Genomic DNA, 20,182 nt, shown 5'->3' with positions numbered 1-20,182 from the left:
CTGACGTCATCCCCTGCCCCCGCTGAAGTTCCGTCACCGGGTCCCGGTCTGTTGCCACTCCGCGCCCCATTCGGCTCGTCGGTGCACCGACCACCCGTTCACCGTGATCCGCCCGTACCTGGAGCCGGCCGGTGTGGACGGAGCAGTCCGCGGCGGTCCAGTGCACCGTGACCCACGCCTTGCCCGCGTCGTAACCGGCCATGATGGGCGAGCCTCCCCCGGAGGGGGTCTGCGATCGTGTGGTCATAGCTGCCCCGGCCGCCCATCCGGCGCACAGGCCGCCGAGGCGGGCCTCGGTCCAGACGGCGAGCACGCGCCAGGCTTCGACCACATCACGGTGACGCCGCAGCGGATTGCGCCGCCGGCGCCAGAACGGTCGGCCGGGACGCGCTCCGTGTCGGGAAGATCGAAGTCCGGGTCAGAACGGGGCGCGGGCCTGTTCCTTGCGCAGCAGGTCGGCCTCCGAGACGACACCGACGACGCGGCCGTCGTCGTCGAGGACGGGGGCCGCGCTCACCTGCCAGCGTTGCATGGCCTTCACGATGTCCTTGAAGGCCGCGCCGTGGCGCAGGGCGAGGACGGTGTGGGTCATCACGTCGCTCACGACGTCCGCAGTGCCGGTCACGGCGGCCTCCAGGGTTCGGCTGCCGTGGCCCGACACCCGCAGAATCGGCCGCTCGCTCTCGGAGGGCACGGGCCGAACAGCCCTCTTCTCGGTGCCGGGCTTCCCCGAGCCGGTATGCGACACGCCCTGCCGCTACGGCTTCGCCACCGGCACCCGCCACACCAGCGTCGTACCCCCGCCCTCGGGGCCGCCGGGGCCTTCGGGGCAGGTCCACTCCAGGCTGCCGCCGAGTTCCGCCGCCCGCTCCGCCATGTTGCGCAGCCCGCTGCGGCGGCCGTCGGGCGGGATACCGACGCCGTTGTCCCTGACAGTGAGGACCAGTTCCCGGCCGTCGGTCGCCAGGACGATCTCCGTCCGGTCGGCTCGGGCATGCCGGGCAATGTTGGTCAGCGCCTCGGAAAGAACAGCGACCGCGTGATCGGCGATCTCCTTGGGCACGTCGGTGTCGATCAGCCCCTCCAAGCGCACACTCGGCGCGAACCCGAGCGCCGGGGCCGCCTCACCGGCCACCCGCACGGCACGCGCCCGCAGCCCGGCACCGGCGACACCCTCCCGGGTCCGCAGCCCGAAAATGGTCGACCTGATGATCTTGATGGTCTCATCCAGGTCGTCCACAGCACGCAGCACCCGCTCCGACGCCTCCGAGTGCTCGATGAAACGCCCCGCGCTCTGCAGCGTCATCCCGGTGGCGAACAACCGCTGGATCGCCAGGTCGTGCAGATCCCGGGCGATCCGGTCGCGGTCCTTCAGCACCGCGATCTCCTCGGCATCCCGCCGCCGCTCCGCCAGCTCCATCGCGATGGCGGCCTGAGCCGCGAAGACCTGCAGCGGCTCGGTCTCCTTCGCCGTGAACAGCGGCTGCCCCACCTCACGAGCCAACAGCACCACACCACGCACACCGGCCTCGCGAGTGCCGATAGGGCTGGCCACGGCGGGGCCCAGCCCGCTGAAGCGCGGGGGTTCGGGCGAGACCCGGTTGTCGTGGCCCACGTCTGCGCTGGTCACCGCGGCGCTCTGGGAGAACGCCAGGCCCATGAGCGTCTTGTCCAGGGGGAGCACCAGCCCGCGGTGAGCGTCCGCGTCCATGCCGACGGCGATCTCCACGGTGAGCAAGTCGGTGTCCGCCATCGGGATCGCGACGGCGGCCAGCGCCGAGCCGGTGATCTCCCTGGCCTGCTCCGCGATCAACCCGAGGGCCTCGGTGCTCGCGCTGCCGGACATCAGGCTGTTCGTGATCTCCGCGCTCGCCCGCAGCCACCGCTCACGCAGCCGCGACTCCTCGTACAGGCGGGCGTTGTCGATCGCCACACCGGCCGCCACGGCCAGCGTCGACGTCACCGACACGTCCTCCTCGTCGAACTGGCCACCGCCCCGCTTCTCGGTGAGGTAGAGGTTGCCGAAGACCTGCTCACGGACCCTGATCGGGACACCCAGGAAGGTGTTCATCGGCGGGTGGTTCGGCGGAAAGCCGTACGAGGCCGGATGCTCCGACAGCTTGGTCAGGCGCAGCGGCTCGGGGTGGCGGATCAGCTCGCCCAGGATGCCGTGGCCCTCCGGGAAGGGACCGATCCGGGCGATCTCCTCCTCGGCGACGCCGACCGTGTGGAAGGCCGACAGCCGCCTGCCGTCGGGTCCGATCACCCCGAGAGCCCCGTACTCGGCATCGACCAGCACCGCCGCCGCCTCCACGATGCTGCGCAGAGCCTGCTCCAGGTCCAGTTCCCGGCCGACCGAGAGCACCGCCTCCAACAGGCTGTGCACACGGTCCCGGGTGCCGCGCGCGGCGTCCAGCCGGGCCTGCAACTCCTCCAGCAGCTCGTCCAGCCTGAGCTGCGGCAACCGCACCCGGGCCACCTCGTGGCTCTCCACCGCACCCCTCCCGACCCCGTCGACTCGTACACCGGCAGGTCCGGTCCAGTGCCACCGTAATGCGCGAGACCGGCGTGGACACCCGGATTGGGTCAAGTCGTCTGCGCCTCCGGCTGGGCCGTTCCGCCCTGCCCAGGAGACAGCAGCGCCTGCGGGCCGAGAGACTTACGGCTGCCTCCGACCCAAGATCGACGCCGCCGATATGCGGCTCGCACTCCCGCCCGCCGACGGCACGATGACCGTCTTCCGGGCCACGGCGCACCATGTCCGGCAACCGTGGTCGGCCGCATCCGGCCACTGGTGTCCGGCTCCGTCGCTGCCGTACAGGTGGAGGAGATCACGCACCGTGCGGACACGGCCGACCGACCCGGACAGATGACCATCGATACCCATTCTTGGCCATGGCCAAGAAGAGACTGGCTTCAGGAGCGGCACCGATCCCCCTGGGGAGTCGCTCCGCTCGTACCACCGCCTTCGCCGAATCGACAAAAGAGCGCCGCAGCCGAACCGGCAGCCCGAGGGCTCCACGCCACCGGTCAGTCGTGCGGTACGACCGCGACCGGTGTGGCCGCACGGCGTAGTACCGCGGCGGTGACCGGGCCGATGTGCGCGCCGAGCGCGGGCCGGCGGACCCTGCGGCCGACGACCACCAGCGAGGCCTCTCGTGAGGCGTCCGCCAAGTGCGAGCCGGCGTCGCCTATCACCGACTCCTCGGTCACCTCGACACCCGGGAACTTGGCCTTCCACGGGAGAAGGCGTGCTGGTACCGCGGCCGGTTCGTCCTGGAGCTCCGGGCCGCTCCGGCCGTGCACCACGCGCAGCCCCGCCGCGCGCCGGGATGCCGCGGCGAACGCGAAGCCGAGGACGGTGTCGTCGGCACCGCTGAGATCCAGCCCCACCACGACGTCTCGGTACGGGGTCGCCTGGGAAGGCGTCCCGGAAGCATCGGACAGGTGCTCGTCCTCGGCGCCGGTTCCGGCACGGACAAGGACGACCGGTTGCTCGGCACGGGCGATCACCGCCGATGCCACGGAGCCGAGCAGGAAGCCCGCGGCCGCGCCCAGGCCTCGGGAGCCGAGAACCAAGAGCTCCGCGTCCTGCGCGGCGCCGGCCAACGCCGCCACCGGCTGTCCCGGGAGCTGGTCCGTATCGGCTCGCAGCCCGGGATGCCGGTGGTGCAGCCGGACGACGGTCTCCCGCAGCAGCGCCGCTGAGCGGTCGGCTCCCGCCGGAGGCACCGGTTCGCCCGCGAACGGCACGTACGCGTGCGGCTGTTGGTCGCCCACGTGCACCAGGCGCAGGGGAAGGTCTGACATCAGGGACTCACGCGCGGCCCAGTCGGCTGCTGCGAGGCTTTCGGGTGAGCCGTCCAGGCCCACGGCGACGACACGGGTCATGAGGAGACCTCCTGTTGCACGGGTGTGCTCCCACTCTGATCACGCGCGGCTCGTGGCGGGAGGGACCGTAGGTCCTCGCGGTGGGCCCATCGGTCCCTGGTGGCGTCGGTGAGGGAGTTTCAGGAGACACGGTCCAGGCCGTACATGGTTCGTCCGGCGGTCAGTTCGCGTCCGGTGACCAGCTCCGGCTCGATGCGCACGATGACCTCCCGGCGGGACGGCACCCAGGACCGGGGGCCAACACGGACGAGCCGTTCGTGTTCGCCGGGGTCGCCGACCACGGTCGCGCGGCCGGTCACGACGACGCTCCAGCCGGCGTGCGCGACGGCGTCGACCTCGTCGGCCTCGAAGGCGACGACGGCACCGTCGATGGCCCGCACCAGCTCCGAGGCCTCGGACGTGCGCAGCACCACCGCTCCGTCACGGTCCAGGGCGAAGTTGACGGGCAGCACTGCGGGCAACGCGTCCCGGGTGTGGACGACCCGGCCGACCGGCACCCCGGCGAGCAGCCGCAGGCACTCCCGCCGGTCGAGTTCACGGAATCCGTCGTTGGCATACATCGGCCGTCTCGTCTCTCGCTTCGTCCTGCATTGGTGTGTGGCCGTTGCGGCGCGCGGCACGGCCGGGATCAGACTGTGATGCGACGCCCGGTGACGGACCGGGGCTCGATACGCACCCACAGGTCACGCCCGCCACCCGCCCACGGCGTACTGCGGGCCAGCTCCGTAAGCCGCCCTACCTCCTCCGGCTCGGTCACGGTGCTCGCCGGTCCGCACACCAGCACGCTCCAGCCCTCGCTGAAGGCGTCGTCGATGCGGTCGACCTCGAAGGCCACCCGACAGCCAGGGGCGAGGGACGGTGTCGTACCGGTGACGGTCCTGAAGACGATCTCGCCGTCGGCGACTGTGTAGTTGACCGGCACGATGACCGGGCCCGAGGTGGTGTCGACGCCGAGCCGTCCCACGCCGTGGCCGCCGAGCAGCGCCCTGCATTCGGCCGGGTCCAGTTCCGTGAACCTGGGATCGCGGCCCGCCCGTCCCGGGCCGGGCGGGGCTTCGAGGCCGCCTCCGGTGAGGTGCGGCACAGTGGTGCGCAGCACGTTCGCGAGCCTGAGCAGGGCGCCCGTGCCCGGCGCGGCCTCGGGGTGTTCCTCCACGTACCGCAGATAGCCGGCCGCGATACCGGCCCGTTCGGCCGTCTCCTCGCGGGTGAGGCCGAGTTCCTTGCGGCGGGCCGCCAGGCGGCGCCCCAGGTCTCCCAGCGGCGGTCCTTCCGCCGTGTTCGGCCGTACCTGTCCGGCCATGACGGGTCACGTCCTCTCGTCGGTCAGGCCCCGCGGACGGCGACCTCGTGCTGCTCCCCGCCGAGCACGACCTTGAGCGCGCCGGTGTCGGCGGCCCGGGCGAAGACGTCGTACGCCTCCGCCATCTGGTCCAGCGGGAAGGTGTGGGTGACCAGCTGAGCGGTGGGCAGCCGACCGGCGGCTGCCATCCGCAGCAGGGTGGGGGTGGAGTGGGTGTCCACCAGGCCCGTGGTGATGGTCACGTTCTTGATCCACAGCTCTTCGAGGTGCAGCGTGGCCGGCCTGCCGTGCACGCCGATGTTGGCGACGCGTCCGCCGGGCCGCACCATGCGGGTGCACAGCTCGAAGGCCTCCGGCACGCCCACGGCCTCCATGACGACATCCGCACCCAACCCGTCGGTGAGGTCGGCGACCAGCTGTTCCGGGGCTTCCCGCGCGTCTGCGACGGCGTCCGCGCCGAGGCGCTTGGCCGCCTCCAGCCGGGCGGGAGCCAGGTCCACGATGACGATCCGCTCCGGAGCGAACAGCCGCGCCGTGGTGATCGCCGCGAGACCGATCGGTCCCGCGCCGACGACGGCGACGGTGTCGCCGGGGCGCACCCGGCCGTTGAGGACGCCCACCTCGTAGGCGGTCGGGAAGATGTCCGCGAGGAGGACGGCGTCCTTGCTGTCGACGGTGCCGGGCAGCGCGTGGACGGACAGGTCCGCGAAGGGGACGCGGACGTACTCGGCCTGGGTGCCGTCGACCAGATGACCGAGGATCCAGCCCCCGCCGCCCCGGCACTGGCCGTACATGGCCTCCCGACAGTACGAGCACCGCCCGCAGGAGCTGATGCAGGAGACCAGAACACGGTCTCCGGGCCGTACGGTCCGTACGTCACTGCCGACCTCGACGATCTCGCCGACGGCCTCGTGACCGAGGATCGTGCCCGGCTGCACCTCCGGGACGTCGCCCTTGAGGATGTGCAGGTCCGTCCCGCAGATCGTGACGGCGTCCACCCGTATGACGGCGTCGGTGGGCTCCTTGATGGCGGGATCGGGGACCTCTTCCCAGGCGGACTGCCCGGGGCCGTGGAAGACGAAGGCCTTCATGGGGTCGCTCACCGTCCTTGGTCCGCTGCGGGGCACGGGGTCGGCGGACGTCGGCGGCGGGTGCCGGCCGGGCGCCTGAACATCGCCGGTATCGCCCCGCAAATCCAGCTTGTCCTGTCTCGAACGGGTCCGCTTGGGCCGTCCGGCCCTCATGACCTGACGGACGGGCCGCCCCTTCGGAACGCCGGGATACCGGCCGTTCGGACCCTGCCGCCATGAGCACAAGGGGACCGACCGGCCCTTCCTTACAACCCGCCGACTGCACTTGTCTGTCTCCACGGCCGACAACCACACCAGGTCCGTGACGTACCACACGACCCGCACCGACCACGGCACGACCGTCGTCACCCTCCAGGGCGAACTCGATCTGCTGGCGGTTCCGGTCCTCGCCGCCGCCCTCGACGCCCTGACATCCGGTGCGGAGCCCGATCTGGTGCTCGACCTGAGTCCCGTCTCCTTCATCGACTGCTCGGGGCTCAGCCTCCTGTGCCGGGTCCGCAACCGGGTCCGGTCACGCATCGGCAGACTGCGCCTGGTCGCGCCGGACAGCGGGTTCCTGCGCCTGCTTCGCCGCACGGGCCTGAGCGGCGCCTTCGAGCTGTATCCCGGCCTCCCCGAGGCGCTCACCGGCAAGGACTTACCGGATCCCGCATCCGCCGCGGTCGCCTGACTCTCCCCATGAGGGCCGAACGGCCCATGCGATTGGCTGAGTTGGCTCCCGAGCAGCCCCACTGTGGTTCCTGATCGGCCCATGCCCCGGCGCTCGGCCCGCTGACACCTTCGGGAGTGTCACCACGACCAGGAGGAGGTGCGGACCGATGCGCAGGACCAGGCGTGTGAAGAAGCTGCTGTGGCGGTGGCGGAGCAACCCGTTGCGACGCCGCGACGACATCGTCGAGGCCTGGATTGTCCTGGCCGTATGGACCCTCGTCCTGGCGGGAGGCATCGTCGCCGGACTGGTGACCGCCAGGGCCGCGGACCATGTCTTCGCGCGGCAGCGGGCGGAACGGGAGTCCGTGCGGGCCGTGCTTCTCGTCGACATCCCGAAGAGTGTCTCCGGATTCGGCACGGGGAGCGAGCGCGCACCGGGCACGGTGAGCTGGACCGCACCCGACGGCTCCACGCGCACGGGTCGGACTCTCGTGGACACCGGCAGCAAGGCCGGTTCCAAGATTGTGGTCTGGCTGGACCAGCAGGGCCGTCTGACCACCGAGCCGCCGAGCGCCGGGGCGGCCGCCGTCGAGGCGGGGGTTCTGGGAACGGCGGCCGGCTGTGCGCTGGCCGGACTGGTCTTCGGGGCCGGAGCGGTCGCCCGGTGGCGGCTGGAGCAGCGGCGGCTCGACCTGTGGGATCGCGAGTGGAACACCGTCGGACCTCGCTGGGGTCACAAGACCGGCTGAGATCGGGCACCCCCTCGAACCCACACCCACCCGGAAGGCGAACGGCGATGGACCCCGTGATCCTTGCCCGCACCGGCACATCGGCACCCACCCGGGCCGCGACCGACTGGGCAGCCGACGAGGCCCAACTGCGAGGTGTGGTGCTGCGTGTGCCGCACGACCCGTTGCGGGTGCCCGGCACGCCGTCGGTGATCGTCTGCGGTGTGAGCCGGGAGGAAGACGCCCCGTCGGAGTCCGGCTCCCCATGGGCCATGCTCGTCGGCGCCGCCCACTGCCCTGTCGTACTCGTCCCCGACCGTCTCGCCACCTCCCGTCACCGGTCGGGAGTCACCCTCGGTGTCGACGCCCGCACCCCCTCCGACGCATCCCCCGGCTTCGCCTTCCAGAGCGCCCGCCTCCGAAGTGTGCGCCTGCGCGCCGTGCACGCCTGGGCGCTGCCCGCGCGCGCTGCCGACCGGCCCTTCGGCGTGCCCGAGAGTGATCGCGCGGCCTGGGAGGACCACGAGGCGGGACACGTTCACGCTGGTAGCAGGACCCGTGAGGTCTCCTTCGAGGTCCTGACACCCCGGAGCTGTGAGGAGAACACCATGACGAGCAGCCCGCACCAGGTAGGCGACGTGATGACGCGTGCCGTCGTCGCGGTGGGCCGCGAGGCCCTGTTCAAGGACATCGTCGAACGCATGGACGGGGGGCGGATCAGTGCCCTGCCTGTGCTGGAGGGTGACGGACGGGTGGTCGGTGTCGTCTCCGAGGCCGATCTGCTCCCGAAGGAGGAGTTCCGGGACAGCGATCCGGACCGGTTCGTCCAGCGGCAGCGCCTCGACGACCTGGCGAAGGCCGGCGCAGTGTGCGCGGCGGAACTCATGAGCGCTCCGGCCGTCACCGTCCACGCCGACGCCACGCTGCCGGAAGCCGCGCGGATCATGGCGCTGCGGCATGTGAAACGGCTGCCCGTCGTCAACGCCGTAGGCGTGCTGGAAGGGGTGGTCAGCCGGGGCGATCTGCTCAAGGTGTTTCTCCGCTCCGACAACGACCTCGCCGACGAGATCCGCCGCGAGGTCGTCGACCCCCTCTTCCCGGCCCCGGTCGAGCCGGTGCACATCATGGTCGTCGAGGGCATTGCGACCCTGACCGGAAAGGTCACCGACGGCACCCGCATTCCGCTCGCGGTGCGTCTGGTGCGAGGCGTCGAGGGCGTGGTGGGCGTGGACTGCCGCCTCACCGCGATGGACGGGTGACAGTGACCGCGGCGGGGAACACCCGCGCCGACTGACCCACGCGCCTCGGTGATGACGCCATCCCCGGCTCGCGGGCCCGGGCTGCCGGATCAACCGTGGGCCACGACGGCGACGGGCGCACCGATGTGATGCAGGGCGGCATGGGTGACATGACCGATGTGCGCGCCGAGGGAACCGGTGCGGATGCGTCGGCCGACGACCACCAGAGAAGCATCACGGGCGGCGTCGACGAGAACCTGCGCGGCGCTGCCGCAGCGGCTCGACTCGATGACGTCGGCGCTCGGGAACTTCTGCCGCCAGGGACGCAGCGCGTCGGCCAGAGCGGCACTGTGCTTGCGTTCGAGGTCGTTCTGGAGTTCCGCATCGCCTGGGAAGCGGTAGAGGGATGTGGTCGGCTCGGGCCAGGCGTGCACCACCCGCAGCGGTGTTTCCCTGCGGGCCGCGGCGTCGAAGGCGAACTCCAGCAGGGTGTCGTCCGGGTGATCGACGTCGAGGCCGAGCACGACGGGCCGGAACGGCGTGGCCGCAGACGGCACGCCCGCCGGGTCCATCCTGTGCTCGTCCGCGGCCTGCTCACCCTCACGTACCAGCACCACGGGCCGTTCCGCGCGGGCCACGACGGCCAGACTCACCGAGCCGACCATGAACCCGCCGATGCCGCCGAAGCCCCGCGAGCCCAGCACGAGCAGGTCGGCGAGGCCCGCCGCCTCGCACAGGACGTCGGCGACGGTGCCTGTCAGCTGTTCGGTGAACACCTCAAGACCGGGGTGCCGGAGACGAATGCCTTCCGCGGACTCGCGCGGCATCTGCTCGGTCCAGTGCTGGTGGGTCTCGGGACCCACCAGTGGAGCCTGCGCCACGGGCACGGGGGTGGGCTCCCCGACATGCACGATCTTCAGCGGCAGGCCACGCAGTTGCGCGTCGCGAGCCGCCCACTCGGCGGCGGCGCGGCTCTCGGGCGACCCGTCGAGACCGACGGTGACGTTTCGCAACATGATCTCCACCTCCGGGGGGCGTTCGTTTCCAGCGTGACGACGCGTTCCTGGGCCGGTAGGGGCCGTACGTCCCTCCACTGGACCGACCGGCCCACCCGCAGAGCCGAACGGCCGGGCCGCGGGCCGAGGGGCCCCCTGTCACGCCCTTGACCACAGACTCATGCTGGAAGCAGAAGGACTTCGCACTGCTGCCGCTCCCCGGCATGGTGAGCGCCGGCGCGGTGACCGCGGGAGACCTGATGTCCTCACCCGCGATCGCCGTCCGGGCGGGCGCCACCCTGGCCGAGGGAGTGGTGGGTGTGGAGTGCGACCTGACCCGGGACGCGGGCCCCCACCAGGGGTGACGCGTCGGCACGGGGGTGATCACGACCAAACCGCCGAACCGCCGGCGCGATGCCCGCGAGCGGTTCGTGAAGACATTCCTCAGGCGTTGAATCCCGGCTGGTGACCGAGCGCCGCACGGCGTCCGTCCATCAGGGATCACCGGGCCCGGCACAGGGACCAATGGCCCCTGGTACGTCGGCCGCACCACGGCCTGCAATGGAAACGGCGGTGACACTCCCCCGGCACCGCCGCAGGGAGGAGATGAGGGCGATGTCCGCTCCCACACCAGCGACACAGACCGATCGGGCCGCGACGAACGCGGGCGCTTCGAAGCACGCCCACGTCGGCGACACGATCGTCGTACGCGGCACCACGGCTGGAATGGTCGCACGGGACGGCGGGGTCACCGGACTCCACCAGCCGGACGGCAACCCGCCCTACGACGTGCGACGGACCGGCAGCGGACGGGTGACCGTCCACTTCTCCGGGCCGGAATCCTGCATCGGGCACCAGGCGTCTGACGTCCGCGGACCTCGCGCCCGACGCCCCGGAAACCGGTGGTCGTCATGACCCGGCCCGGTGATCCTCGGCCGATCGTGGTGGGTGTCGACCCCGATCCCACCCACCGGATGGCTCTGACCTGGGCAGCCGACGAGGCCGCCCGGCGTCGGCTGCCGCTGCGCCCGGTGCTGGCCGAGGGCGTGCCGACACGCGGCTACGGAAGGGGGCAGATCCCGCCTTCCTGGGAGGAGTGGAACGAGGCGCTGCACAAAGCGGGCCGACGGACGCTGGACGAGGTCGCGGAGTTCGTCGCGGCGCAACACCCAGGGCTCCAGGTGGACCCGCGGCTTGCGGAGGGCGATCCGGTGTGGGTACTGCGCGAGCAGAGCCGTGACGCCACGGCCGTCGTGCTGGGCTCACAGCACCTGAGCCGGACCCAGGAGGTGTTCGGCTCTGCCTCGGTCGCCGTGCCCCTCATGGCACACGCCCGCTGTCCCGTGGTCGTCGTGCCCGAACCGGAGCACATCACCCAGGACCCGGCGTACTACGTCGTCGGTGTCGACGGCAGCCCGCACTCCGCGGCCGCGGTGGACCTGGCGTTCGAGGAAGCCGCGCTGCGCGGTGCCGGCCTGCGGGTCGTCTGCGTCTGGGAGCCGGGCCCGCTGAGGATCTTCGACGAGTACGAACCGCAGCAGGAGGCCCGGCGGCTGCTCTCCGAGATCGTGGCCGGTCGCGGCGCCCGCTACCCGCAGGTGGACCTGCGCCACGAACTGGTCGCCGGACACCCCGTAGAGGTACTCACCGACGCCTCGGCCCACGCGCTGGGCCTGGTGGTGGGCACCCGGGGCCGCGGCGGATTCACCGGCATGCTGCTCGGGTCCGTCAGCCAGGGGGTGCTGCACCACGCGCGATGCCCCGTCATCGCCGTGCCGTCCGGGCCCGCGTGAGCCCCACGGCGGAAGCGAAGGGAAGTCACCATGACCGCAGTACCCGTCGACGTGCACACCGTGACGACGTTCGTGGCGGACGCCACCGCCGCGCCCTCTCAGCACAACGCCCAGCCGTGGAGGTTCCGTTACCTCCGCGACATCGGTGTCCTGCGCCTGTACGCCGACCCGGAGCACGCCCTGCCGCACACCGACCCGGAGCACCGGGGTCTGCACATGAGCTGCGGAGCCGCACTGCTCAACCTGCGGGTGGCCGCCGCCGCGGCGGCGCTGGCGCCGGTCGTCCGGCTGCTCCCGGATCCGGACTGTCCGGATCTGCTCGCCGAGGTGCATCTGTGCGGCAGCGGGCCGCCGGACACCACGCTGGCACTACTGCACCCGGCGGTCGGCTGCCGCCACTCAAGCCGTCACCCGTTCCGTGACGAGGAGATCCCGGCGGCGGTACGCGAGCACCTGTGCGAGGCGGCCCGCGCCGAAGGTGCGCAGCTGGAGTTTCCCGGTGCCTGGCACGTGGGGTCGATCCTGGAGCTGGTGCGGGAGGCCGAGGACTGGGAGGCGCTGGACACCGGGATACGCGGCGAGACCGTGCGGTGGACGCACACCGAACCGCCGGGTGCCGATGGACCGTCCGAGGGCATCCCCGCCGAGGCGTTCGGCCCGGCACCTCACGGTGGCAACGCCCCCGTGCGCGACTTCGCCGCCGGACGCCCGATGCCGGGCCGTCCCCGGGCGTCGTTCGAGAAGAACCCGAACATCGTGCTGCTCGGAACCGCCCACGACGGCCCCGCGGACTGGCTGCGTGCCGGGCAGGCCTTGGAGCGGGTCCTGCTGCGGGCCACCGTGGACGGGCTGGTCGCCTCCGTGACCTCCCAGCCGCTCGAATGGCCGGACCTCAGGTGGGCGGCCCGCGACCCTCTCTCCGCCATGGGCCATGTGCAGATGGTGCTCCGGCTCGGCTACGGCCCCGGAGGCCACCCGAGCCCACGCCGGCCGGTGGACGACGTGCTGGACATCGTGTGAGACCGGCAACCGCGTCCCGGCCGGAGCCCCCGCACCACGACCCACGACCCACGACAAGGAGCATCCCCATGAAGGTGTCCGAGGCGATGACCACGCCTCCCGTGCACGTCGACCCCGGCGTCTCCCTGAAGGAGGTGAGCCGGTGGATGGCCGAGCGGGCCGTGGGCTCCGTCCTCGTCATGAAGGACGAGGAGCTGCGCGGCATCGTGACCGACCGCGACCTCGCACTGCGTGGCCTCGGCGGCGGCCTGCCGCCCGACACACCGGTGGATGCGGTGATGTCGACCGAGGTCGTCACCGTCGACGCCGACGACGATCTCCAGGCGGCGTACCTCACCTTCCGCCGTACCGGCGTGCGTCGGCTGCCGGTCCGCGACCGGGGCCGGGTGGTCGGGGTGCTGACGACCGACGACCTGTTCCTGGACGTCTTCGGACGGCTGGCCGATCTGCTCGGAACCGTCGCATGGAGCGTGCTCCAGGAACCGCCCGGACCACCCTCCGCCTGCGGCGGTCCGAATGAAGCCTGAACCGGGCCGGTCGGGAACGACCGCGCTGCACGAGGACGGCCCGCCGAACGACGCCGAACTCCCGGGAACCGGACCGTCACCGGTCGGCGGGCCGGAACCGTCCGCCCTCTCCGTCCACCGAACGGGAGATCCACGCGGCCTTCCAGTGAGCGGGGCCCTGCCCGTCGCTGCTCTCAGAAGCACCGCCGGCCTGGCGGAGGACGCACGCGGCCTGGGGCCGTTCGCACCTCCGGCAGGGACCTTCGGCCCTGTGAACGGAGTCCCGCGCCGTTCGATGGTGAAGACGTAACAGCCCCTGAGCGACAACCCGGGGTGAGGAGAAAAGTGATGCACACGGCACAGTGGAAGGTGGATCTCCACCTCTTCGAGGAAGACGACGGAACGACCAAGGCTCACGTGGTGCTCAAGACCGGCACCACGTCACTCACCGCCCACGGATCCGCGCACTGCCATCCGGAGGACAGCAACGTGCCGGAGATCGGCGACGAGCTGGCGGCAGGCCGGGCCATGAACGACCTGGCCCAGCAGCTTCTGAGCATCGCCCAGCGGGACATCCAGGGCGTAGGGACGGACCGGCAGGGCAGCCCTCAGACGACTGGCCGACCCCTCTGATCTGATCTGAAGCAATCCGAACGCCACCGCCGACATCACCGACGGCACGCAGGTGTGCCGCGACGCGGCGGCGGTGCCCGCCCCGCGCTGTGCGGTGTCCCGCGTGGCAGGGTGGATACAGCACCACTCTGAGGAGAGGGCGGCGACCATGCGAGCTCACCTCGGCGACCAACTCGTCATCGAAAGCCCGGCCACGGGCGCCACCAGGCGCGACGGGGAGATCATCGGCCTCCACCACGAGGACGGCACACCCCCCTACGACGTGCGCTGGTCGGATTCGGGCGAGATCACGCTGGTCTTTCCCGGACCCGACGCGCACATCCAGCATCTCCGGCCCGGACCGCCCGGTTCCCCACACGAATCACCGGGGACAACGGGCGAGGGGGAGAACCGGTCCGCGCCTCCGCCATCGGGCGGGGCCGCCAGTCCCGGAGACTTCGGCGGGTGGGTAGCCGCGGAACGGCGACGGCGGGGCCTCAGCCGGGAAGTGACGGCCGCTCGGGCCCGTATGGCCCCCGAATACCTCGCCCGTCTGGAGCAGTGCCCCACGGCCCCGGCCCTGGGGACAGTGGTCAGGCTGGCAGACGCACTGGGCACCAGCGTCAGCGCGCTGTACGACGCCGGCGTCGACCTCCCGCCCGGCCAGGGACACGCCCTGCTCCACCCACGGCTGCGCGACCTCGCCCCAGAGGAATGCAGGGCCCTGCTCTCCACACACGGGGTCGGACGCGTCACGGTCTCGACGCCGGACGGTCACCCGGCAGTCGTCCCGGTCAACTACGACGTCATCGACGGCGCCATCGTCTTCCGGACCGCGCCGGAGTCCGTCACCGCGTCGGTGGTGGACGAGGAGGTCGCCTTCGAGGTCGACCGCGTGGACGAGGCGCTGAGCGTGGGCTGGAGCGTACTCGCCGTCGGGCGGGCGAGCATCGTGACGGAACCCGGGGCGGTACGCAGGCTCGTTCAGTACGCCCACGCCACACCATGGGCGGGCGGCGAGCGCGCGATGTGGGTGTCGATCCGGCCCAGAAGTCTCACTGGCCGCCGCATCGAACCGGCGGATCAGTAGCCGAGGACCGCGGAGTTCACGTCGTCGGCGTCATTGCGCCGCCCACACTCGCACTGCCGGAGCGGGCCGCGCCAGGATGACCTGGTGAGGCCCGCTCGTGATGGTCAGCCTTTCAACTCCCCGGCGATCCCGGACGCCCACGCCTCCACGGCCTCGAAGTCCCGGAAGTCCCCGCCGTTCCCGGAGCGCACGATCCTCCGGGCCAGCCAGCCGTCCGCGTCGTCGGCCAGGCAGCCACCGAAGGTGGCGTGGCCCCGTGCGTGCAGGTCCTGCATCGCGCGGCGCACCCCGCGCACGGGCGGGATGTCCCGCTCGGATGCGGAGGTGTCGAGCGGGCCGCTGCTGAAGAACCACACGGGCAGCCGGGCGAGGTCGGCGCGGTGCCGGCGGACGAATGTCCGGGCGTCCTTGTGCCAGCGGCCGGCGTACAGTCCGCCGCCGACCACGACCGCGTCGTACCGGTCCACGAAGGGCACGGACGCAGCCCGCATCGTCTCGACGGTCAGCCCCTTCTCGCGCAGGGCGTCGGCGATCGACTCGGCGATGTGCGCCGTCGATCCGTTCTTGGTGCCGTAGGTGACCAACACGGTGCCGGTCATTGGATGGCCCTCCTCTCAGAGTCCGCGCAGCCAGTCGTCGGCTGCGCCGTGCAGCGCCTGCTCCTCGCGGATGCGGGCGTCGTCCTGGCGGTAGGTCAGTTTGTCGACCACGTCGACCACGCCGTCTGTCCGGCGGGTCATGGAGACGGCGATCTCGGTCTCGGCCTTGCGTTCCATGTGGCCGGTGAGCGTGACGACCCCCTCCGCCACAGCCACCTCGACGCTGTGAGGCGGCATCCACAGGGCCCGTACGAGGACTTCCTCGATCACCTCGTCGCGGATCTCGTCGTCGGGGCGCAGGAACACCTGGAGCAGGTCGCGGCGCGTGACGATGCCGACCAACCGATCCTCCTCGTCGAGGACCGGGAGCCGCTCCACGTGGCGTCCGGCCATGGTCCGGGCCGCCTCGACGATGGTGTCCTCGGCGTGCACGGTGACCGGCGGGTCCGACATCAGCTCTCCGGCCGTACGGGCCTGTGCCTTGGCCGCCTGCTTCCTGGCGCCGCGCGTCAGTTGGCTGAGCGGTGTGCGGTGCTTTTCGCCATAGGGGCCGGGAGCGGCGGCCTGGCGCACCATCAGGTCGGTCTCGGAGACGACCCCGATGACCTTGTCGTCGTCATCGATCACCGGCAGGCCGCTGATCCGGTGGTCGGCGAGGAGTCGCGCGACCTCCTTGAAGGGCGTGCTGTAGGCGGCGTGGACGACGTCGGTGGTCATCACGGAGCCCACCTTGTTGTGCCTCATCTCGGTCTCTCCCTCAGCCCTCAGCGGAGCCGGCGCAGATAGGGGTCCTGGGGCCGGCGCGGCAGCAGTCGTACCCGTGCGTCGAGCACGGTGACGCCGCCCGGAGTGGCCAGGACGGGGTTGAAGTCGGCCTCGGCAAGCTGCGGCAGGTCCGCCGCCAGGCGGGACAGTCGCAGGAGCAGTTGCTCCAGGGCTTCGAGGTCGACGGGTCCGTTGCCGCGGGTGCCGAAGAGCAGGGGCGCGCAGCGCGGGGACGTGATCAGGTCGTGCACGTCGTGGTCGGTGAGCGGCGCGAGCCTGGCGGCGTGGTCGGCGAGTATCTCGGTGGCCGTACCGCCGAGTCCGAACAGCACCAGTGGGCCGAACACCTCGTCCTGGACGACACCGGCGAAGAGCTCGGTGCCGCGCCGGGCCAGCGACTGGACGACCACGCCGGTCATCAGGTTGCCGAAGCGCGTCTCCAGGTCCCGGAAGGCGGCGCGGACCTGCGGCTCGCCGCGCAGGTCGAGGTGGACCGCCCGCTCCTCGCTCTTGTGGACGAGGCCCGGCCAGTGGGCCTTCATGACCACCCGGCCGTCGGCGCCCTGCAGTCGTTCGGCGGCGCGGACGGCGTCGTCCTCGGTCTCGGCCCAGGCCCAGGGGATCTGCGGGATGCCGTAGCAGGCGAGCAGGTCGGCGCAGGTACGCGGGTCGAGCCAGCCGCCGTCCGGGTGTGCGGCCAGGTGGGCGTCGGCGATGTCGTGAGCCCGCTCGGTGTCGACGTCGTCGAGTGCCGGTACGGTACCGGCCGGCCGGGCCAGCCAGGCCGCACGGTCAGCCGCGTGAGCCAAGGCACGTGCCGCTGCCTGCGGTTCGGCGTAGGCCGGGATGGTGCCGCCCTCGTCGGCGGCGGGCAGCAGCTTCACGGGCAGGTCCTGCTCCAGGCGTACCGCGAGGACCGGCTTGGACCTGCGACCGGGCGCCCCGGTGAGGGCCTTCACCAGGTCGTCGCCGGTCGCGGTGGCGAGGGCCGTCGGGACCAGGGCCACCAGGACGGCATCGACGCCTGGATACTCCATGAGCGCATCGACGCAGTCCGTCAGCTGTTCCTCGGTCACGGCGGCGGTGGCGTCGACCGGGTTGCCGATGGCCGCTCCGTCGGGCAGCACGGCGAGCAGTTCGTCGATCATCGTCGGAGTGAACGGCGGCAGGGCGAGCCCCGCCTCGGCGCAGGCGTCGGCGGCCAGTACTCCGGCGCCGCCGGCGTTGGTGACGATGGCGACGCGGTTGCCTGCCGGCAGCGTCTGGGAGTGCAGCAGGGCGGCCGCTTCGAGGAGTTCGCCGACCGAGCTGGTGGCGGTGATGCCGGCCTGGGTGAACAGGGCCCGGCGGGTCATGGTGGGGGTGGCCGCGGCCGCGGTGTGCGAGGCGGCGGCCCGGCGACCGGCCGCGGACCGGCCGGCGTCCACGGTCAGCACCGGCATCCGGCGGGCGACCCGGCGGGCGGTACGGGAGAACGCGCGCGGGTTGCCGAAGGACTCCAGGTGCAGCAGGGCGAGGTCGGTACGGCCGTCGCTCTCCCACCACTGGAGCATGTCGTTGCCGCTGACGTCGTACTTGTCGCCGAGCGAGACGAAGGAGGACACGCCGATGCCGAGCCGGGACAGGCCGTCGAGCAGGGCGATGCCGATGCCTCCGGACTGGACGGCGACGCCGGCGCTGCCGGGGCTGGGGTGGCCGTCGGCGAAGGTGGCGTCGAGCCGAAGACCGGGCTCCGTGTGGGAGATGCCGAGGCAGTTGGGGCCGACCATGCGCATCCCGTAGGTGCGGCATGCGGTGCGAAGTGCCTGCGCCTGGTCCGGGTCGAGGCCCGAGGTGACGACCAGGAGGGCGCGGACGCCGGCCTTGCCGCATTCCTCGGCGGTCGCCGGGACCGCCGCCGCGGGCACCGCCACGACCACCAGGTCAGGGGTCCTGGGCAGGGCGCTGACGGACGGGTAGCACGGCACACCGAGGACCGAGGTCACGCTGGGGTTCACGGCGAAGAGACGGCGGGTGTAGCCGCCGGTGTGGATGTGGTGGAGGATCGCCCGGCCGACCGAGCCCGGTTTGCGTCCGGCGCCGACCACGGCGACCGCCTCCGGGCACAGCAGCGGCCGCAGGCTCGCCACGTCGGCGGCGCGGCCCCGGGATTCGACGGCCGAGAGGTAGGCGTCGTCCTCGTCGAGGTGGATGGTGCAGCGCGTCTCGGGGCCCTCGAAGCGGCGGGACGTACGCAGGCCGAGGTCGGCGAAGAGCCGCAGCACCTCGCGGTTCTCGCTCAGCGCGTCTGCTGTGAAGGTGGTGATGCCGTCGGCGCGGGCCGCGGAGACCAGGTGCTCGATGAGGAGGGTGCCGACGCCCCGGTGGTGCAGTCCGTCGGCGACGGCGATGGAGATCTCCGCGGCGTCCTTCTCCCCGCCGGTGTCGTACTCGGCGAGGCCGAGCACCCGGCCCCGTGTCTCGGCCAGCAGCGCCCGGTAACCGGGGCGGGGCGGGGCACACGCCCGGTCGGCGGCCATGCCGGCCGAGCGCCGGCTCACCGAGAAGAACCTCAGGCGGAGGTTCTCCGAGGACATCTCGTCGTAGAACCCCTTCAGCCGGTCGTGGTCGCCGGGGGTCGCGGGCCGGATGCACACGGTGGTGCCGTCCGCGAGCAGCGCGTGGGCGGGGGATCGTTCGAGCAGGTCGTCGGTCATCGCGGGTCTCCTCCATACCGGTTGACACTTCGAGCATCCAGCGCGGCGGGGCCCGGTCCCATGGGCTGTCCGGGGCGTACCGGGGGCCGGTCGGCCCAACGTTCTCCGCCGGTCGTCCCGGGTCCCGGGCATGCGGAAGGGGCCGGTGATCGGCGGCACCGGCCCCTTCCAGACCGTGGTCAGTCGTCGGCGACCAGGGCCGTGAGGTCCAGGAGCCGGTTGGTGTAGCCCCACTCGTTGTCGTACCAGCCGAAGACCTTGGCCAGGGTGCCGTTGGCCTGGGTCAGGGCCGGGTCGAAGACGCAGGAGGAGGGGTCGCCGATGACGTCACGGGAGACGATCGGGGCCTTCGACACCCGCAGGATGCCGTTGAGCCGCCCTCGGCCGCCGCCTCGAACGCGGCGTTGATGTCGTCCGGGCTCGCTTCACGTCCGAGCACCACCGCGAGGTCGGTGAGCGAACCGTCCTCCACCGGTACACGGACCGCGATGCCGTCCAGCGCCCCGGCCAGTTCCGGCACCACCAGGCCCACCGCGCGGGCGGCGCCGGTGCTGGTCGGGATGATGCTGAGGGCGGCGGAGCGGGCTCGGCGCAGGTCCTTGTGCGGGCTGTCGAGCAGGGACTGGTCGTTGGTGTAGCCGTGGATGGTGGTCATCACGCCGCGTTCGATACCGAAGGCCTCGTCGAGGACCTTCACCATCGGGGCGACGCAGTTGGTGGTGCAGGAGGCGGCGGAGATGATCCGATGCTGGTGCCGGTCGTAGTTCTGGTCGTTGACGCCCATGACGATGGTGGCGTCGACGCCCTTGCCGGGCGCGGACAGCAGGACCGTGTGGGCGCCGGCCTTCAGGTGCAGGGCGGCGGAGTCCCGCTCGCGGAAGCGGCCGGTGGACTCGATGACGATCCCGGCGCCGTAGTCCAGCCAGTTCAGGGCGCCCGGGTCGCGTTCGGCGGTGACGGCGATACGGCGCCCGTCGACGGTTATCGAGCTGTCGTCGTGGACGACGTCCCGCCCGATGTGCCCGAACGTCGAGTCGTACTCCAGGAGATGGGCGAGCGTCGCGGGCGAGGTGATGTCGTTGATCGCGACGACCTCGACGTCCTGGGTGCCCGCTTCGGCGCGGTCGAGTGCCGCGCGCAGGTAGGTACGGCCGATCCGGCCGAAGCCGTTGATGCCGACGCGTACGGTCATGATGACGAACTC

The 20,182-nt window shown here is 71.9% G+C and carries 20 protein-coding genes and 1 pseudogene; 10 read left to right on the top strand and 11 right to left on the bottom strand.

Going from position 1 to position 20,182, the window contains the following annotated elements:
• Positions 1–418: 418 nt before the first annotated feature.
• From KVT45_RS21410 to KVT45_RS21385, 6 genes are all read right to left on the bottom strand, one after another.
• Positions 419–625, bottom strand: coding sequence for a CBS domain-containing protein (locus KVT45_RS21410; RefSeq protein ID WP_217549793.1), 207 nt, complete (start codon positions 623–625; stop codon positions 419–421).
• 132 nt (positions 626–757) lie between these two features.
• Positions 758–2,494 (bottom strand): GAF domain-containing protein, encoded by a 1,737-nt coding sequence (locus KVT45_RS21405; protein ID WP_217549791.1) that lies wholly within the window; start codon positions 2,492–2,494, stop codon positions 758–760.
• Positions 2,495–3,030: 536 nt separating this feature from the next.
• Entirely contained in the window at positions 3,031–3,891 is an 861-nt protein-coding gene (locus KVT45_RS21400) for a universal stress protein (RefSeq protein ID WP_217549789.1), read from the bottom strand.
• A 119-nt stretch (positions 3,892–4,010) separates the two neighbouring features.
• Positions 4,011–4,451 carry a pyridoxamine 5'-phosphate oxidase family protein gene (locus tag KVT45_RS21395; protein WP_217549787.1) on the bottom strand — a complete coding sequence of 147 codons (441 nt, stop codon included), beginning with the start codon at positions 4,449–4,451 and terminating at the stop codon, positions 4,011–4,013.
• A gap of 68 nt (positions 4,452–4,519) precedes the next feature.
• Positions 4,520–5,194, bottom strand: coding sequence for a pyridoxamine 5'-phosphate oxidase family protein (locus KVT45_RS21390; RefSeq protein ID WP_217549785.1), 675 nt, complete (start codon positions 5,192–5,194; stop codon positions 4,520–4,522).
• 23 nt (positions 5,195–5,217) lie between these two features.
• Positions 5,218–6,285, bottom strand: coding sequence for a zinc-dependent alcohol dehydrogenase family protein (locus KVT45_RS21385; protein WP_217550149.1), 1,068 nt, complete (start codon positions 6,283–6,285; stop codon positions 5,218–5,220).
• Positions 6,286–6,586: 301 nt separating this feature from the next.
• Between KVT45_RS21385 and KVT45_RS21380 the strand changes: the two genes are divergently transcribed.
• From KVT45_RS21380 to KVT45_RS21370, 3 genes are all read left to right on the top strand, one after another.
• Positions 6,587–6,955 carry an STAS domain-containing protein gene (locus tag KVT45_RS21380; protein WP_217549783.1) on the top strand — a complete coding sequence of 123 codons (369 nt, stop codon included), beginning with the start codon at positions 6,587–6,589 and terminating at the stop codon, positions 6,953–6,955.
• Positions 6,956–7,103: 148 nt separating this feature from the next.
• On the top strand, positions 7,104–7,685 hold the full coding sequence (locus tag KVT45_RS21375; protein ID WP_217549781.1) for a hypothetical protein: 582 nt from the start codon (positions 7,104–7,106) through the stop codon (positions 7,683–7,685).
• 587 nt (positions 7,686–8,272) lie between these two features.
• Positions 8,273–8,923, top strand: coding sequence for a CBS domain-containing protein (locus KVT45_RS21370; protein WP_217550147.1), 651 nt, complete (start codon positions 8,273–8,275; stop codon positions 8,921–8,923).
• An 89-nt stretch (positions 8,924–9,012) separates the two neighbouring features.
• On the opposite strand, the gene KVT45_RS21365 is transcribed toward KVT45_RS21370, so the two are convergent.
• On the bottom strand, positions 9,013–9,918 hold the full coding sequence (locus KVT45_RS21365; RefSeq protein WP_217549780.1) for a universal stress protein: 906 nt from the start codon (positions 9,916–9,918) through the stop codon (positions 9,013–9,015).
• A 146-nt stretch (positions 9,919–10,064) separates the two neighbouring features.
• Between KVT45_RS21365 and KVT45_RS21360 the strand changes: the two genes are divergently transcribed.
• The 7 genes from KVT45_RS21360 (at position 10,065) to KVT45_RS21330 (ending at position 14,918) form a co-directional block, all read left to right on the top strand.
• Positions 10,065–10,262 (top strand): hypothetical protein, encoded by a 198-nt coding sequence (locus KVT45_RS21360; protein ID WP_217550208.1) that lies wholly within the window; start codon positions 10,065–10,067, stop codon positions 10,260–10,262.
• Positions 10,263–10,512: 250 nt separating this feature from the next.
• Positions 10,513–10,812: a DUF1918 domain-containing protein gene (locus KVT45_RS21355; protein ID WP_217549778.1), complete on the top strand. Its 300-nt coding sequence runs from the start codon at positions 10,513–10,515 to the stop codon at positions 10,810–10,812.
• Positions 10,809–11,690 (top strand): universal stress protein, encoded by an 882-nt coding sequence (locus KVT45_RS21350; RefSeq protein WP_217549776.1) that lies wholly within the window; start codon positions 10,809–10,811, stop codon positions 11,688–11,690. The genes KVT45_RS21355 and KVT45_RS21350 overlap by 4 nt, the downstream gene beginning before the upstream one ends.
• A gap of 30 nt (positions 11,691–11,720) precedes the next feature.
• The gene (locus KVT45_RS21345) at positions 11,721–12,710 is read left to right on the top strand and encodes a nitroreductase (RefSeq protein WP_217549774.1); all 990 of its coding nucleotides are present in this window, start codon (positions 11,721–11,723) and stop codon (positions 12,708–12,710) included.
• 68 nt (positions 12,711–12,778) lie between these two features.
• Positions 12,779–13,237, top strand: a complete 459-nt coding sequence (locus KVT45_RS21340) for a cyclic nucleotide-binding/CBS domain-containing protein (RefSeq protein ID WP_217549772.1) — start codon at positions 12,779–12,781, stop codon at positions 13,235–13,237.
• 324 nt (positions 13,238–13,561) lie between these two features.
• Positions 13,562–13,849, top strand: a complete 288-nt coding sequence (locus KVT45_RS21335) for a DUF1876 domain-containing protein (protein ID WP_217549770.1) — start codon at positions 13,562–13,564, stop codon at positions 13,847–13,849.
• A gap of 148 nt (positions 13,850–13,997) precedes the next feature.
• Complete coding sequence (locus tag KVT45_RS21330; RefSeq protein WP_217549768.1) at positions 13,998–14,918, top strand: DUF1918 domain-containing protein; 921 nt, start codon at positions 13,998–14,000, stop codon at positions 14,916–14,918.
• Between the two features lie 104 nt (positions 14,919–15,022).
• On the opposite strand, the gene KVT45_RS21325 is transcribed toward KVT45_RS21330, so the two are convergent.
• The 4 genes and pseudogenes from KVT45_RS21325 to gap form a co-directional block, all read right to left on the bottom strand.
• Complete coding sequence (locus KVT45_RS21325) at positions 15,023–15,517, bottom strand: flavodoxin domain-containing protein (protein WP_217549766.1); 495 nt, start codon at positions 15,515–15,517, stop codon at positions 15,023–15,025.
• Between the two features lie 15 nt (positions 15,518–15,532).
• Complete coding sequence (locus KVT45_RS21320; protein WP_217549764.1) at positions 15,533–16,261, bottom strand: CBS domain-containing protein; 729 nt, start codon at positions 16,259–16,261, stop codon at positions 15,533–15,535.
• Positions 16,262–16,281: 20 nt separating this feature from the next.
• Positions 16,282–18,978: a bifunctional GNAT family N-acetyltransferase/acetate--CoA ligase family protein gene (locus KVT45_RS21315; RefSeq protein WP_217549762.1), complete on the bottom strand. Its 2,697-nt coding sequence runs from the start codon at positions 18,976–18,978 to the stop codon at positions 16,282–16,284.
• Positions 18,979–19,157: 179 nt separating this feature from the next.
• Positions 19,158–20,170, bottom strand: a pseudogene (gene gap, locus KVT45_RS21310) (type I glyceraldehyde-3-phosphate dehydrogenase).
• Between the last annotated feature and the right edge of the window lie 12 nt (positions 20,171–20,182).

It is taken from the genome of Streptomyces sp. GbtcB6 (assembly GCF_019091475.1).
Classification (GTDB): domain Bacteria; phylum Actinomycetota; class Actinomycetes; order Streptomycetales; family Streptomycetaceae; genus Streptomyces; species Streptomyces hyaluromycini.
This window is presented reverse-complemented; position numbering and strand designations above follow the sequence as displayed.